The sequence below is a fragment of the Vreelandella piezotolerans genome (assembly GCF_012427705.1).
Lineage (GTDB): Bacteria > Pseudomonadota > Gammaproteobacteria > Pseudomonadales > Halomonadaceae > Vreelandella > Vreelandella piezotolerans.
In genome coordinates, this window is sequence record NZ_CP048602.1 from 1,404,815 (window position 1) to 1,419,855 (window position 15,041).

Below are 15,041 nucleotides of genomic sequence, written 5' to 3' on the forward strand. Positions count from 1 at the left end.
GCGGCTTGTCGCCTGCGCGATAGAACACTGCTTTTTTTTGATCTTTAATATATGATTTTTCATATATCTAGCTCGCTTTGCTCTGGAGGTTCAGCATGTCACTACGCATTGGTATCAACGGATTTGGCCGTATTGGTCGTTTGGCACTACGCAGTCTGTGGGCGCGAGCCGCTGCCGACGAGGTAACGTTGGTGCGCATCAACGACCCCGGCGGCGATGCGGCGACGTTTGCCCATTTGCTGGAGTTTGACTCGGTACATGGTCAGTGGGCGCCGGGGCAGGGCATCGACGCCGCCCCAGAGGCGATCACCATCGATGGCCGTACTATCGCCTTTAGCGCCCACAAGACGATTGCCGAAGGTGATTGGTCCGGGTGCGATGTGGTGATCGAATGCTCCGGCAAAATGAAAACCACGGAGAAGCTGCAGGCCTACCTGGATCAGGGGGTCGATCGTGTGGTGGTGAGTGCGCCGGTCAAGGAGGAGGGCGTGCTCAACGTGGTGGTGGGTGTCAACGATCATCTGTTCGAACCCGCTACGCACCGCATCGTCACCGCGGCCAGCTGCACCACCAACTGTCTGGCCCCCGTGGTCAAGGTCATTCTAGAGACGTTCGGCATCCGTCATGGTTCCATGACCACGGTTCACGACATTACCAATACCCAGACGATTCTGGACGCACCGCACAAGGACCTACGCCGGGCGCGCGCCTGCGGCATGAGCCTGATTCCCACCACCACCGGTTCGGCCAAGGCAATCACGGCCATCTTCCCTGAGCTGACCGGCAAGCTGAACGGCCATGCGATTCGCGTGCCGCTGGCCAATGCCTCGTTGACCGATATGGTATTCGAGCTCGAGCGCGAGGTAACCGTCGAGGAGGTCAATCAGGCGCTCAAGATGGCCGCAGAGGGGCCCTTGAAGGGGATTCTGGGTTACGAGGAGCGGCCGCTGGTGTCCATCGACTATCGCACCGACCCACGCAGCTCGATCATCGATGCACTCTCGACCATGGTGGTGAATGGTACGCAGTTGAAGCTCTACGCCTGGTACGACAACGAGTGGGGCTATGCCAACCGCACCGCTGAGCTTGCCTGGATGGTGGGCAAGGAGCAGGCGCGCCGTGGCTGAGTCGCTCAGGGCACGCATCGGCGCACTGCCTTTCGACGTGCGCCAGTACATGTTGATTACGGGCAACTACTGGGCGTTTACCATCACCGATGGGGCCCTGCGGATGCTGGTGGTGATGTACTTCCACCAGTTGGGTTACTCGCCGCTGCAAATCGCCATGCTGTTTCTGTTCTACGAAGCGTTTGGCGTGGTGACCAATCTGGTGGGTGGCTGGTTGGGCGCGCGGTTGGGGCTCAACCGCACCATGAACGTGGGGCTGGGGCTGCAGATCGTGGCGCTTGCCATGCTCATGGTGCCTGCCGGGATGCTCACCGTCGTTTGGGTCATGACGGCCCAGGCGCTGTCGGGTATTGCCAAAGACTTGAACAAGATGAGCGCCAAAAGTGCGGTGAAAGTGCTGGTGCCTGCAGATAGTGCCAATGCCAACAGCGCTCTGTACCGCTGGGTAGCGATGTTGACCGGTTCCAAAAATGCCCTGAAAGGGCTGGGCTTTTTTGTGGGCGGCGTGCTGCTGACGCTGATCGGCTTTCGCGGCGCGGTGGTGGCCATGGCGCTGATGCTGGGTGCCGTGCTGGGGCTGTCGCTGTGGCGGTTGAAGGCTGATCTCGGCAAACAGAAGGTCAAGCCAAAGTTTTCCGAGATTTTCTCCAAGTCCCGCGCCATCAATGTGCTTTCGGCGGCGCGCTTCTGCTTGTTTGCCTCTCGAGACGTGTGGTTTGTCGTGGCCTTGCCAGTATTCCTCTATGATCAACATGGCTGGAGCCACTGGACCGTGGGAGGGCTGTTGGCCGCCTGGATCATTGGTTACGGCGGCGTGCAGACCCAGGCGCCCAGGCTCACCGCACTGTTCCATGGAGATGCTCGTATGCTCACGGCTGGCTGGGCAGCCGCGCTTGCCGTGCTCGCCATTCTGATGGCACTGTTGCCTCTGGTTCAAGTGGGGTGGTTGGTGGTGGGGCTGCTGGCCTTTGGCGTGCTGTTTGCCGTCAACTCCAGCTGGCACAGCTATCTGATCGTCCACTACGCCCGTGCCGATGGCGTGTCCATGGACGTAGGCTTCTATTACATGGCCAACGCCATGGGCCGCCTGGTCGGCACGCTGCTCTCGGGCTGGCTCTACATGGCCTATGGTTTGAGTGCGTGCCTGTGGGTGGCGGCGGCGCTGGTGGCTGCCAGCGCACTCATGGCACTGGCGCTGCCCCGGCAGGTGGCGTGATTCGTTCGCCTGGCGCTGGTCTGACGCTCACCCTGGGGAGTGCCCAGACCCTTGCCTGGGCATCCAGCTACTATCTGCCCGCCATTCTGGCGGGGCCCATGGCGCTGGAATTGGGGCTGTCCACTCGCTGGGTATTTGGCGCCTTCTCGGCTGCGTTGCTGCTGGTCGCCATGTTGGGACCCAGCGTCGGGCGTCTGATCGATCGCCAGGGCGGGCGCGGTGTGCTGATGGCCTCGAACGCCATCATGGCGGTGGGCTTGTTGGCACTGGCGTTGGCGCAAGGGGCGGTGACACTGGTGCTGGCATGGTTGCTGATGGGCGTGGGCATGGCGCTGGGTCTTTACGATGCGGCCTTTGCTACGCTGGGGCGGCTGCTGGGGAGTCACGCCAGGGCATCGATTACCGGCGTGACCCTGGTGGCAGGATTTGCCAGTACTCTTGGCTGGCCCATCACTGCCTTCATCGAGAGCGAGTGGGGCTGGCGTGCTGCCTGCGCCAGCTGGGCGCTGGCCCATGTCGTGTTGGGAATGCCCTTGAACGCTCGCTTGCCCAAGGCCGAGCGAGCGCTCTCCAGCGCGTCGAGCCCTGCGTCTGGGGCGCCTGAACGCCCGCGTTTTACCCTGCTGCTGCTGGCGTACGTGTTCGCGGCGGGCTGGTTCGTCTCCACGGCCATGGCCGCCCACCTTCCCAGGCTGCTGCAGGAGAGTGGCGTTTCTCTGTCGGTGGCGATTGCAGCGGCTGCTCTGGTGGGGCCTGCGCAAGTAGCGGCGCGCATGGGGGAGTTCGTTTTGCTGCGCCGGTTTCACCCCTTGTTCGCAGGCAGGATAGCTACCACGCTGCATCCCGTGGGCGCCGGGTTGCTGACGTTTTTCGGCATGCCGGCCGCCGGGTTTGCGTTGCTGCATGGGGCGGGTAACGGCATGATGACGATTGCCTCGGGGACGCTGCCCCTGGCACTGTTTGGCCCGCAGGGGTTTGGGCGCAGGCAGGGGCTCATCATGATGCCCGCTCGGGCCTTGCAGGCTCTGGCGCCGCTGCTGTTTGGGCTGCTGATCGACCAGTGGGGCGCAGCCGCGTTATGGCTGACGTCGCTGCTCATGCTGGCAGCCACGCTAGCGCTGTTGAGTATCCCGGCTCCTCGGCGTTAACGGGGCGTCATCCAGGAACAGCCGCCTGAATTTCCACCATCCTTCCACCCGTAATCGCAGGTCTTGCCAGGCAAGGGACGGCTCTATCCAGAGGCCGGCCTCTGGCAACTGATGATATTCGAAGGCCGATGTATCGCTTGGCGCGCCCAGCTCTGCCACGGCGATATGTGCCGTCCCGCCACAGCAGCCATGACGTGGTGAACGGCGTACCGTCACCACGCCTCCATGCTGCTGGATGAATGCCACGGCAGGGTGCTCCATCTCGATGACTTGACGCATGACGCTCCTGGCTGCCCATGCCGGGCCGTTAGGTGGGGGGATAGTAGACGGTCTCTCCGTCTTCCTTGGTAAATTGTGCAACAGGGTGGTCCAGGAGCGCCAATACCTGCTCGGATGGGCGGCATAATCGCGTGCCCTTGGGCGTACTGACGATGGGCCGGTTGATGAGCAGCGGGTGAGCCATCATGGCGTCGATGAGCTGGTCATCGCTCAACGTTGGGTCGTCGAGCTGCAGTTCATCATAAGGCGTCCCTTTCTGGCGCAAGAGCGCCCTGGGGGGCAGCTGCATCATGGCCAGCAGTGCCAACAGCCGCTCTCGGCTGGGCGGCGTTTCCAGGTAGTGGATCACCTGCGGTATTTCTCCCGATGCTTCGATCATGGCCAGCGTATTGCGCGACGTGCCACACGCAGGGTTGTGATAGATCACGATCATGGCGGGGTCCTCATCAGGAGGGTTGGGCTGCAGGAAAATGCGCGCGCGTCTTATTGGCGATACGCACCAGGGCCAGCATGAGCGGGACTTCTACCAGCACGCCGACCACCGTGACCAGGGCTGCTCCAGACTGCAGGCCAAACAGCGCGATGGCGGCGGCCACGGCGAGTTCAAAAAAATTGCTGGCACCAATCATCGCCCCCGGCGCGGCGATATTATGCGGTACGCGCCACGCCTTGGCCCAACCATAGGCGATGAAGAAAATAAGAAAGGTCTGAATGATCAGCGGAACGGCAATCAGCACGATATGCAGCGGATTGCTCAGGATGACATCGCCTTGAAAAGCAAACAGTAAGACCAGCGTGACGATCAGGCCCATGGGGGTGACCGGGGCCAGGCGTTTCATGAACACCTTGTCGTACCATTCGGCGCCTTTTCTGGCCATCAGCGCTTTGCGAGTGACATAGCCAGCGGCCAGGGGAATGACGATGTAGAGCACGACCGAGAGCAGCACCGTGTTCCACGGGACCTGGATGTTCGAGATGCCCAACAGCAGAACCACGATGGGGGCAAAGGCAAACAGCATGATCAGATCATTCAGCGCTACCTGTACCAGGGTGTAAGCCGCGTCGCCCCGTGTCAGGTAGCTCCATACGAACACCATGGCCGTGCAGGGGGCGGCCCCCAGCAGAATCGCCCCGGCCAGATACTGGTTGGCCAGCGCTTCAGGGATGAACGGGCGGAAAATCACCATGAAGAAGAGCCAGGCCAGCGCGAACATGGTGAATGGCTTGATCAGCCAGTTGACGGTGGTGGTGATGGTCAGCCCCTTGGGCTGACGGCGCACACCGGCGACCGCGCTGAAGTCGATTTGGGCCATCATCGGGAAAATCATCGCCCAGATCAGCACGGCGATGGGCAGCGACACCTGAGCATATTCAAAGCGCGCCAGGGTTTCCGGTACCTGGGGCGCCCATTGACCCACGGCGATACCGACCATGATGGCAATGGCCACCCAGAGCGACAAATAGCGCTCGAAAAGTCCCATGTCGGCGCTGCTGGGGGTGGCTGGCTGTGGCTGTGTCATGTTCACTCCTCGTTCAAATGGCGCGCTGGTTGACCCGTCGGGAGAGCTCTTCGGCACTCTCCTTACGCTCGGAATAGCGGTCGGTCAGCAGGTCGCTGCGCTCTCGGGTCAGCAGCGTGAATTTCATCAGCTCTTCCATGACGTCCACGATGCGGTCATAGAAAGGGGAGGGTTTCATGCGGTCGTCGTCATCGAACTCCATGAAGGCCTTGGGCACCGAGGATTGGTTGGGAATGGTCAGCATCCGCATCCAGCGACCCAGAATACGCAGCTGATTCACCGTATTGAACGACTGGGATCCGCCACACTCCTGCATGACCGCCAGTGTCTTGCCTTGGGTGGGCCTGACACCCCCCAGTGCCAGAGGAATCCAGTCGATCTGTGCCTTCATGATGCCGGTCATGGCGCCATGTCGTTCGGGGGAGCACCAGACCATGCCTTCCGCCCACTGGGCCAGCGTGCGCAGCTCTTCCACTTTGGGATGGCTGGCATCCTCGGCATCGGGGAGAGGCAGTCCGCTGGGGTCATAGATACGTGTTTGAGCCCCCATGGCTTCGAGCAGGCGCGCGGCTTCTTCGACGACCAGTCGGCTGAAGGAGCGTTTGCGTAGCGAGCCATACAGCAGCAGTATTTTAGGCGAGGGAAGGTCGTTACACGTTAACCCCAGGGATTCCGGGCTGGGAATGTTGAACAGGGCAGGATCGAGATTGGGTAAGGTGTCGAAGTGTGCCATGTGAAGGTCCGTTAAAAACGATGTCCTTCATTTTGGCATTGATATATGAATTTTCATATATCTTTTGTTGCAACACCGATCATCTTGTCAGCCCTGGGCCAGACGCGCTTCATCGCTACCGCCATGAAGCGCGTTGTAAATCAGTCGATCAGCTCGACCGCCACGGCGGTTGCTTCACCGCCACCAATGCACAAGCTGGCGATACCGCGTTTGCCCCCTTTCTGGCGCAAGGCATGAATCAGCGTGGCGATGATGCGTGAGCCGGTAGAGCCGATGGGATGCCCCTGGGCACAGGCGCCGCCAAACACGTTGACCTTTTCATGAGGCAGGCTCAAATCATCCATGGCCATCAGCGTGACGACCGCAAAGGCTTCGTTGATTTCGAACAGGTCCACCTCATTGACGCCCCAGCCAAGCTTTTTCATCAGCTTCTCGATGGCTCCTACCGGCGCAATGGTAAATTCGCTGGGATGACGCGAGTGGGTGGCATGTCCCAGCATCCTGGCCAGCGGTTTGACACCGTGACGCTGTGCTGCTTCATGACTCGATAAAATCAGCGCCGAGGCGCCGTCGGAGATCGAACTCGCATTGGCGGCGGTAATGGTGCCGTCTTTTGCAAACGCTGGGCGCAGCTGGCGAATCTTGTCCAGTTTGGCCTGAAAGGGCTGCTCATCGTGGCTTACCACGGTTTCACCCTGGCGGGTCGTCACGGTGACGGGCGCCATCTCGGCATCCAGGTCGCCATGGTTGGTGGCGGCCATGGCCCGCTCCAGTGAGGCAATGGCGAAATCGTCCAGCCGCTCGCGCGTATAGCCCCGTTCTGTGGCTACTTCCTGGGCAAAAACGCCCATTAGCTTGCCCGTTTCGGCGTCTTCCAAACCATCCAAGAACATATGGTCTTTCAGCTCGCCGTGGCCCAGACGATAGCCGCCGCGTGCCTTGGTCAGCACATGGGGGGCATTCGACATGGATTCCATGCCGCCCGCCAGCACTATTTCTCCACTGCCCGCCTTGATCAGGTCATGGGCCAACATGGCCGCTTTCATGCCAGAGCCGCAGAGCTTGTTGATGGTCGTGGCGCCGTTGGCATCGGGAATGCCTGCTTGGCGCATCGCTTGGCGCGCAGGGCCTTGTTTGACGCCCGCTGGCAGCACGCAGCCCAGGATGCCCTCTTCAATGGCGGCGGCCTCAATGCCCGCCCGCTCGATGGCAGCGCGGATGGCAACGGCGGCAAGTTCAGGGGCACTCATACTAGACAGGCTGCCCATCATGCCGCCCATCGGGGTACGGGTGGCAGATAAAAAAACGACGTCGGTAGCGCGACTCATGACCTATCTCCTGATAGCTTTTTTGTGATTATCGAGCTGAGTAGTTAGCGATGCGTTGACCCATTCGCGGGGCTGTGGTTTTCTCCTGAGTAACCAAGCAAGCGCTAGTGTAAATGACATGAATGTAATGAATGCATCTCCTCGCCGCAAGGAATTGACGCGCTTAGCTGCTCAGCTATTCGTCCAAGAAGGCTTTGATCGCACCACGGTGCGCATGTTGGCGCAGGAAATGGGCATTAAGTCGGGTAGCCTGTTTCATCACTTCAAAGATAAGCAAGAAATTCTGGCAGCGGTGATCGAAGAGGGTACCCAAAATGCGCTTGCCATTGCGAAAGCTGCGCTTCAGTCCTGTCCCGACGGTGCAGAGGCACGGCTACATGCTATGGCAAGAGCTCATCTGGAAACACTGTTTGCAGACCGTAACGCCCATGTCGTCGCACTGTTCGAGTGGCGGCGATTGGACCCTGCTGCCAGCGCGCATTTGAGTCATCTGCGGGATGCTTACGAGGCTCTGTGGGTCGAGGTGATCGATGACGCCTTGGCGGCCGGGCTGATTCATGGTGACCGCTTTCTCGTTTCCCGCTTCATCTTAGGAGCGTTGAACTGGACTGTCCGTTGGTATGACCCCAACGGTCCTCGAACGCCAGACGACCTTGCCGACGAGCTGGTGGCGATGATCCTATCGCGGTGAGCCTAACAGCGAGTCTTCTGTTCGGTCGACCAACGTCTAAGCTTGTTGCGGCGCTTGCGGCTTGCGCAATAGGTGAAATACTTTTAGCGTTGGTCTATTGGCAGGCTTCCGTTAACGTAAACTGATAATAAAGCTGACAGCGCGTGGAGTTTTGCCTGCTTGAGTGCTCACGACCAACAACATAAGAGAGCCGTCATGACAGCAACATCATCGTCACTTCCCTCGTATTCCTCATTTGTCGAGAAATTTTCAATAGAGAGTGTCGTCGCCAAGCTGGACGACCATCAAGATGGTTACCTGAACGCCTATGAAGCATGCTGCGGAAGGCATGTGCGCCAAGGCCGCGGTGATGTGTTAGCGCTGGTGCATGAAGACACCCAAGGCCAGACCCATACGCTGACCTATGCCGAGCTTGACAGCCAAAGTAGCCAGCTAGCGGGCTGGTTCATAAGCCAAGGGCTTGGTGAGGGCGACCGAATTGCCTGTATGCTGCCTCGTTCTGTCAATTTGCTGGTCGCCGTGCTGGCGACCTGGCGAATCGGTGCGGTCTATCAGCCACTGTTCACCGCTTTTGGCCCTGATGCAGTTGACTATCGGCTCGGTCGTGCTGATACCAAGTTAGTGATTACGGATCACGCCAATCGCTATAAATTCGATGGATTGAGCCAGTGCCCACCCGTATTAGCCGTGGGTGGTGCGAGCAGTGAGCATGGCGATGACCTCGATTGGCAAACGGCATTGACGTATACGTCAATGAGCGATGCGCCACCGCGCCTGTCGCCAGATCAGCCCTTTCTGCAAATGTTCACTTCGGGGACGGTGGGCAAGCCAAAGGGCGTTGCCGTGCCTTTAGCAGGCATGACGGCTTTCGCGCTTTATATGGAGCTCGCTGTGGATCTGCGCGAGGAAGACCGTTTTTGGAACATGGCAGATCCAGGTTGGGCCTACGGCCTTTATTACGCCATCGCGGGGCCGCTGCTACTTGGAGTCACGACCCACTTTTGCGAGGCAGGCTTCAGCGCCGAAGGGGCGCTGGCGTTCATGAAGCGCCATCAGATCACCAATTTTGCTGCGGCACCCACGGCTTACCGTTTGATGAAAGCATCTGGGTTATTCGATGACGCGCATCAAACGTTATCGCTGCGTGCAGCCAGTTCCGCTGGAGAACCGCTTAATACCGAGGTGGTCACCTGGGTGGAAAAATCGTTGGGCTGTCCGGTGATGGACCATTATGGCCAGACGGAAACGGGCATGACCTGTAATAACCATCACTCTCTTGACCATCCCAAGCACGTGGGGGCCATGGGCGTCCCGATGCCGGGCTACCGATTGGCCATTCTCGATGCCGAGTACAATGAGCTGCCGCCCGGTGAACCAGGTGTGCTTGCGGTGGACATTAAGAATTCTCCGGCTCACTTTTTCCAAGGATACACTTGGCAGGAGAAAGATCCCTTCGTCAATGGCTATTACCTGACCGGCGATGTAGTGATTCGTAACGAAGATGGTTCGTTTCAGTTTGCTGGTAGGGACGATGACATCATCACCACGGCGGGCTACCGAGTGGGACCAACGGACGTAGAGAATAGCGTCATGACGCACCCGGCAGTGGCAGAGTCCGCCGCCGTTGGCCAGCCAGATGAGATTCGTGGCGAGATCATCAAATCCTATATCGTACTTCGCGATGGCTACGAGCCCAGCGATGCGCTGGCGGAAGAGATTCGTCAGCAAGTACGTGAACGGCTCTCTACGCATGCTTTTCCTCGTATCATCGAGTTCGTCGATGAGCTGCCCAAAACGCCCAGCGGCAAGATTCAGCGCTTCAAACTGCGTGCTCAAGCGGCCGAACAAGTGCGCCACAGCTCATAATTCACAGGATATCATTCACAGGAAGAGTGCCATGCAGGTCCAGGATCGTACGTTTTTGATTACCGGCGCTGCGTCGGGTTTGGGTGCCGCCACGGCCGAACGGCTGGTAAAGGCGGGCGGGAAGGTGGTGCTGTGCGACATGAGTGATCGTGTGACGGACCTTGCCGTGCAGTTGGGCGCTCACGCGCAAGCATGCATCGCCGACATTACCTCCGCCGACGCCATGCAGGAGGCGGTGAACAAAGCCGTTGCGCTGGGGGGCGAAAGCGGTCTTTCGGGGGTGGTTCATTGTGCCGGTGTGGTCAGCGTAGCCAAGCTGGTGGATCGGCAAGGCAACCCAGCAGATCTCGAGGGCTATGCGCGCACGATTCAGATCAATCTGGTAGGCACTTTCAATGTCATGCGGCTGGCGGCCGCCGCCATGGCCAGCAACCCGCCAGACCAAGGGGGTGAGCGTGGCGTCATCATCAATACCGCATCGATTGCCGCGTTCGATGGGCAAGTCGGTCAGTGCGCCTACAGTGCCTCTAAGGCGGGGGTCGTGGGCATGAGCTTGCCTGCTGCCAGAGAGCTGTCGCGCCACGCGATTCGTGTCATGGCCATTGCGCCAGGGGTGTTCGAAACCCCGATGATGAGCGAGATACCGGATGAAGCCGCCCAAGCGTTGGCCGCTGCGGTGCCTTTTCCCAAGCGTTTGGGCAAGGCCGACGAGTTTGCGCTGCTGGCCGAGCAGATCATCACCAACCCGATGCTCAATGGTGAAGTGATTCGCCTGGATGGTGGTATCCGCATGCAGTGATTTACGCTCAGTAAGCTCTGATAAACAGCCTGCTCGGTTTTTTCGGGCGGGCTTTTTTTTATTTTCAAACCATGACGTTACTAAGGTAAAGACCAAAGTTGTAGTCGGTTTTTCGATTTAATTCAAACGACTGCTTGACTGTGTCGGGTCTGCGCGCTAATTTTCAAACATGTGTTTGAAAGTAGCTGCTGAGTACCGGCTCTTTCAGCCCCCGTTTAGGAGAAGTGACATGCCGAGCTATCAAGCCCCCCTACGTGACATGCGTTTCGTGATGAACGAAATGTTTGATTACCCAAGCCACTATGCGGCACTGCCGAATGGTGAAGAAGCGTCTCCTGACGTCGTTGGGGCGATTCTGGAAGAGGGCGCTCGCTTTGCCCGTGACGTTCTGCTGCCATTGAACCAGAGCGGTGATGAAGAGGGCTGCCTGCTGGAAGGTGGGGAGGTCAAAGCGCCCCGTGGTTTCAAGGAAGCCTACCAGCAGTATGTCGAAGGGGGTTGGCCAAGCCTGGCGGCGGACCCTGAGCAAGGCGGACAAGGGCTGCCGCCTTCGCTGGCCATGATGCTCTCCGAAATGATTTGCGCCACCAACCTGGCGTGGGGCATGTACCCGGGGCTTTCCCACGGTGCCGCAGACGCGCTGCGTCATCACGGAACCGATGCCCAAAAGGCTACTTACCTCACCAAGCTGGTCGAGGGCGTCTGGACCGGCACCATGTGCCTGACCGAGCCCCATTGCGGTACCGATCTCGGGTTGATCAAGACCCGTGCGGTTCCTGCGGAAGGCGACGCGTATCAGATCACCGGCACCAAGATCTTCATTTCTGCCGGTGAGCACAATCTGGCCGAGAACATCGTTCATCTGGTGCTGGCCAAGCTGCCGGATGCGCCCGAAGGCTCCAAAGGCATTTCACTGTTCGTCGTACCCAAGTTCCTGCCCGATGCCGAGGGCAACCCCGGGCAGCGTAACGGTGTCAGCTGTGGCTCTCTCGAGCACAAGATGGGTATTCACGGCAACGCAACGTGCGTCATGAACTTCGATGGTGCCACGGGCTACCTGGTAGGCGCGCCGAACAAGGGTTTGGCTTGCATGTTCACCATGATGAATGCGGCCCGTCTGGGCGTGGGGATCCAGGGGCTTGGTCTGATGGAAGCCAGCTTTCAGAACTCGCTCGGCTATGCCCGTGATCGTTTGCAGATGCGTGGCCTTTCAGGTGTTCAGGCCCCTGATAAAGCCGCCGACCCCATCATCGTCCATCCTGACGTGCGTCGCATGCTACTGACCCAAAAAGCCTTTGCCGAAGGCGGTCGCATGCTGGTGCTGTATACCGCCCAGATGCTGGACGTGGTCGAGCATGGCGCAGCAGGCGAAGAGAAGGAGCGTGCCGAGACCTTGCTTGGCCTGCTGACGCCGATCGTGAAGGCCTTCCTGACGGAAGTGGGCTTCGAGTGTACCAATGAAGGCGTGCAGATTTTTGGCGGTCACGGATTCATCAAAGAGTGGGGCATGGAGCAACTGGTACGTGATGCGCGTATCACGCGCCTCTATGAAGGCACGACCGGTATCCAGGCGCTGGACCTGCTGGGTCGCAAAGTGCTGATGAGCCAGGGTGAATCCCTCAAGGTCTTCACCAAGGAGATTCATAAGTTCTGCCAGGCCGAAGCCGACAACCCTGCGCTCAAGGAATTCATCGAGCCGCTGGCCAAGCTCAATGCCCAGTGGGGTGAGCTCACCATGGGTATCGGTATGAAGGCCATGCAGGATCGTGAAGAAGTAGGGGCCGCCAGCGTCGATTACCTGATGTACTCCGGCTATGTCGCTGTCGCCTACCTGTTTGCTCGCGCTGCCAAGCAAGCCGCTAGCGCACAGGGGGGGGAAGATGCGGCTTTCTACACCGCCAAACTAAATACGGCGCGTTTCTACTACCAGCGTCTGCTGCCACGTACCAAGGCGCACGCCGCCATGATCCAGGCAGGTGCCGGTAGCTTGATGGCGATTTCCAGCGAAGATTTTGGTCTGGGCTTCGAGATCTGAGCCCATGCCTTTGCCAGGCACTCTCTGGTCAGGGTACTGATCGGTGGTTTGCGGCAGGTTTGCCCTCGGGCATTGCCTGCCGCTTTTTTATCTCGGCTATTTGAAAACTTTTTCACATTAGCCCTTGCCAACCCGGCATCGAATCCGTAAAGTACGCATCCGCTGCCGGGGACGCCCAGCGTTACCAGCGGTGATGAGGTTGAAAAACCTCTTGTTTGTCAGAAAGTTAGAGCTCTGTGGTAGGTTGGTCAGATCGCTCGCTTCGCCCGCTGAAAACAGCGGTTGACAAACACCACGGAATGCGTAGAATACGCCTTCCTCGCTGAGGCAACACGGGTCAGGTCATCGAGCCCGCCGCAGCGACATTGAGACAGTTGCTCTTTAACAATTTGATCAGGTAATTCATGTGGGCGCTTGCCGATGAGGGTGATAAATCACCCATTATCAAGGCAAGCGACTCGTCAAACAGGCTTCGGCCTAATGAATGAATTCGTTTGACCCTTGAGCCAAGTTTGGTTCGCTTCTGTTGCTTCGGCGACAGGCAAGAACCGCATTGATCTTAAACTGAAGAGTTTGATCATGGCTCAGATTGAACGCTGGCGGCAGGCCTAACACATGCAAGTCGAGCGGTAACAGATCCAGCTTGCTGGATGCTGACGAGCGGCGGACGGGTGAGTAATGCATAGGAATCTGCCCGATAGTGGGGGATAACCTGGGGAAACCCAGGCTAATACCGCATACGTCCTACGGGAGAAAGGGGGCTTCGGCTCCCGCTATCGGATGAGCCTATGTCGGATTAGCTAGTTGGTGAGGTAACGGCTCACCAAGGCCACGATCCGTAGCTGGTCTGAGAGGATGATCAGCCACATCGGGACTGAGACACGGCCCGAACTCCTACGGGAGGCAGCAGTGGGGAATATTGGACAATGGGGGGAACCCTGATCCAGCCATGCCGCGTGTGTGAAGAAGGCCCTCGGGTTGTAAAGCACTTTCAGCGAGGAAGAACGCCTAGCGGTTAATACCCGCTAGGAAAGACATCACTCGCAGAAGAAGCACCGGCTAACTCCGTGCCAGCAGCCGCGGTAATACGGAGGGTGCAAGCGTTAATCGGAATTACTGGGCGTAAAGCGCGCGTAGGTGGCTTGATAAGCCGGTTGTGAAAGCCCCGGGCTCAACCTGGGAACGGCATCCGGAACTGTCAAGCTAGAGTGCAGGAGAGGAAGGTAGAATTCCCGGTGTAGCGGTGAAATGCGTAGAGATCGGGAGGAATACCAGTGGCGAAGGCGGCCTTCTGGACTGACACTGACACTGAGGTGCGAAAGCGTGGGTAGCAAACAGGATTAGATACCCTGGTAGTCCACGCCGTAAACGATGTCGACCAGCCGTTGGGTGCCTAGCGCACTTTGTGGCGAAGTTAACGCGATAAGTCGACCGCCTGGGGAGTACGGCCGCAAGGTTAAAACTCAAATGAATTGACGGGGGCCCGCACAAGCGGTGGAGCATGTGGTTTAATTCGATGCAACGCGAAGAACCTTACCTACTCTTGACATCCTGCGAATTCGGTAGAGATACCTTAGTGCCTTCGGGAACGCAGAGACAGGTGCTGCATGGCTGTCGTCAGCTCGTGTTGTGAAATGTTGGGTTAAGTCCCGTAACGAGCGCAACCCTTGTCCTTATTTGCCAGCGCGTAATGGCGGGAACTCTAAGGAGACTGCCGGTGACAAACCGGAGGAAGGTGGGGACGACGTCAAGTCATCATGGCCCTTACGAGTAGGGCTACACACGTGCTACAATGGTCGGTACAAAGGGTTGCCAACTCGCGAGAGTGAGCCAATCCCGAAAAGCCGATCTCAGTCCGGATCGGAGTCTGCAACTCGACTCCGTGAAGTCGGAATCGCTAGTAATCGTAGATCAGAATGCTACGGTGAATACGTTCCCGGGCCTTGTACACACCGCCCGTCACACCATGGGAGTGGACTGCACCAGAAGTGGTTAGCCTAACGCAAGAGGGCGATCACCACGGTGTGGTTCATGACTGGGGTGAAGTCGTAACAAGGTAGCCGTAGGGGAACCTGCGGCTGGATCACCTCCTTAACCGATGACTCATCCTCGCGGTAAGCGCTCACAATGAATTACCTGATCAGAATACTGTTGTTACGCAGTGATAAGCGTTTTCTTCACATTAAAAAAAGAAAAAAGGTCTTTCTTTTTCTTTTGAAGTGAAAAAAAGCATCCGCTTATCACTGCGCATAGCAGTCGCTCTTTAACAATGTATATCATGCTGACATGAACGTTTTAT

The 15,041-nt window shown here is 58.4% G+C and carries 12 protein-coding genes and 1 rRNA gene; 8 read left to right on the forward strand and 5 right to left on the reverse strand.

Going from position 1 to position 15,041, the window contains the following annotated elements; all coding sequences use genetic code 11:
* Nucleotides 1–95 precede the first annotated feature (95 nt).
* The 3 genes from GYM47_RS06460 to GYM47_RS06470 are packed head-to-tail and all read left to right on the forward strand — an operon-like array spanning nucleotide 96 to nucleotide 3,491.
* Nucleotides 96–1,127, forward strand: coding sequence for an ArsJ-associated glyceraldehyde-3-phosphate dehydrogenase (locus GYM47_RS06460; protein ID WP_139525640.1), 1,032 nt, complete (start codon nucleotides 96–98; stop codon nucleotides 1,125–1,127).
* Entirely contained in the window at nucleotides 1,120–2,343 is a 1,224-nt protein-coding gene (gene arsJ / locus GYM47_RS06465) for an organoarsenical effux MFS transporter ArsJ (RefSeq protein WP_139525641.1), read from the forward strand. The genes GYM47_RS06460 and arsJ overlap by 8 nt, the downstream gene beginning before the upstream one ends.
* Nucleotides 2,340–3,491 (forward strand): MFS transporter, encoded by a 1,152-nt coding sequence (locus tag GYM47_RS06470; RefSeq protein WP_139525642.1) that lies wholly within the window; start codon nucleotides 2,340–2,342, stop codon nucleotides 3,489–3,491. The genes arsJ and GYM47_RS06470 overlap by 4 nt, the downstream gene beginning before the upstream one ends.
* Here GYM47_RS06470 and GYM47_RS06475 read toward each other — a convergent pair.
* The 5 genes from GYM47_RS06475 to GYM47_RS06495 all read right to left on the reverse strand — a co-directional run bounded on the left by GYM47_RS06475 (nucleotide 3,456) and on the right by GYM47_RS06495 (nucleotide 7,351).
* Nucleotides 3,456–3,770, reverse strand: coding sequence for a CC/Se motif family (seleno)protein (locus GYM47_RS06475; RefSeq protein ID WP_139525643.1), 315 nt, complete (start codon nucleotides 3,768–3,770; stop codon nucleotides 3,456–3,458). The genes GYM47_RS06470 and GYM47_RS06475 overlap by 36 nt on opposite strands.
* Before the next feature lie 28 nt (nucleotides 3,771–3,798).
* Nucleotides 3,799–4,203, reverse strand: coding sequence for an arsenate reductase (glutaredoxin) (arsC, locus tag GYM47_RS06480; protein WP_016914320.1), 405 nt, complete (start codon nucleotides 4,201–4,203; stop codon nucleotides 3,799–3,801).
* 13 nt (nucleotides 4,204–4,216) lie between these two features.
* Nucleotides 4,217–5,290 carry an ACR3 family arsenite efflux transporter gene (arsB, locus tag GYM47_RS06485; protein WP_139525644.1) on the reverse strand — a complete coding sequence of 358 codons (1,074 nt, stop codon included), beginning with the start codon at nucleotides 5,288–5,290 and terminating at the stop codon, nucleotides 4,217–4,219.
* Between the two features lie 13 nt (nucleotides 5,291–5,303).
* Entirely contained in the window at nucleotides 5,304–6,023 is a 720-nt protein-coding gene (gene arsH, locus GYM47_RS06490) for an arsenical resistance protein ArsH (protein ID WP_139525645.1), read from the reverse strand.
* 140 nt (nucleotides 6,024–6,163) lie between these two features.
* Nucleotides 6,164–7,351: an acetyl-CoA C-acyltransferase gene (locus GYM47_RS06495; protein ID WP_139525646.1), complete on the reverse strand. Its 1,188-nt coding sequence runs from the start codon at nucleotides 7,349–7,351 to the stop codon at nucleotides 6,164–6,166.
* Nucleotides 7,352–7,478: 127 nt separating this feature from the next.
* Between GYM47_RS06495 and GYM47_RS06500 the strand changes: the two genes are divergently transcribed.
* From GYM47_RS06500 to GYM47_RS06520, 5 genes are all read left to right on the forward strand, one after another.
* The gene (locus tag GYM47_RS06500) at nucleotides 7,479–8,042 is read left to right on the forward strand and encodes a TetR/AcrR family transcriptional regulator (RefSeq protein ID WP_139525647.1); all 564 of its coding nucleotides are present in this window, start codon (nucleotides 7,479–7,481) and stop codon (nucleotides 8,040–8,042) included.
* 195 nt (nucleotides 8,043–8,237) lie between these two features.
* The gene (locus GYM47_RS06505) at nucleotides 8,238–9,908 is read left to right on the forward strand and encodes an AMP-binding protein (RefSeq protein ID WP_139525648.1); all 1,671 of its coding nucleotides are present in this window, start codon (nucleotides 8,238–8,240) and stop codon (nucleotides 9,906–9,908) included.
* 31 nt (nucleotides 9,909–9,939) lie between these two features.
* Nucleotides 9,940–10,707: an SDR family NAD(P)-dependent oxidoreductase gene (locus tag GYM47_RS06510; RefSeq protein WP_153842449.1), complete on the forward strand. Its 768-nt coding sequence runs from the start codon at nucleotides 9,940–9,942 to the stop codon at nucleotides 10,705–10,707.
* A 229-nt stretch (nucleotides 10,708–10,936) separates the two neighbouring features.
* Entirely contained in the window at nucleotides 10,937–12,742 is a 1,806-nt protein-coding gene (locus GYM47_RS06515; RefSeq protein WP_153842450.1) for an acyl-CoA dehydrogenase C-terminal domain-containing protein, read from the forward strand.
* 561 nt (nucleotides 12,743–13,303) lie between these two features.
* Nucleotides 13,304–14,836: ribosomal RNA gene (locus tag GYM47_RS06520) — 16S ribosomal RNA — on the forward strand.
* The last annotated feature ends 205 nt before the right edge of the window (nucleotides 14,837–15,041 follow it).

Coding starts and splice junctions, on each gene's coding strand:
- arsC (WP_016914320.1), bottom strand. CDS start 4,203: ATGATCGTGATCTATCACAACCCTGCGTGTGGCACGTCGCGCAATACG.
- GYM47_RS06495 (WP_139525646.1), bottom strand. CDS start 7,351: ATGAGTCGCGCTACCGACGTCGTTTTTTTATCTGCCACCCGTACCCCG.
- arsH (WP_139525645.1), bottom strand. CDS start 6,023: ATGGCACACTTCGACACCTTACCCAATCTCGATCCTGCCCTGTTCAAC.
- arsB (WP_139525644.1), bottom strand. CDS start 5,290: ATGACACAGCCACAGCCAGCCACCCCCAGCAGCGCCGACATGGGACTT.
- GYM47_RS06505 (WP_139525648.1), top strand. CDS start 8,238: ATGACAGCAACATCATCGTCACTTCCCTCGTATTCCTCATTTGTCGAG.
- GYM47_RS06475 (WP_139525643.1), bottom strand. CDS start 3,770: ATGCGTCAAGTCATCGAGATGGAGCACCCTGCCGTGGCATTCATCCAG.
- GYM47_RS06500 (WP_139525647.1), top strand. CDS start 7,479: ATGAATGCATCTCCTCGCCGCAAGGAATTGACGCGCTTAGCTGCTCAG.
- GYM47_RS06515 (WP_153842450.1), top strand. CDS start 10,937: ATGCCGAGCTATCAAGCCCCCCTACGTGACATGCGTTTCGTGATGAAC.
- GYM47_RS06460 (WP_139525640.1), top strand. CDS start 96: ATGTCACTACGCATTGGTATCAACGGATTTGGCCGTATTGGTCGTTTG.
- GYM47_RS06510 (WP_153842449.1), top strand. CDS start 9,940: ATGCAGGTCCAGGATCGTACGTTTTTGATTACCGGCGCTGCGTCGGGT.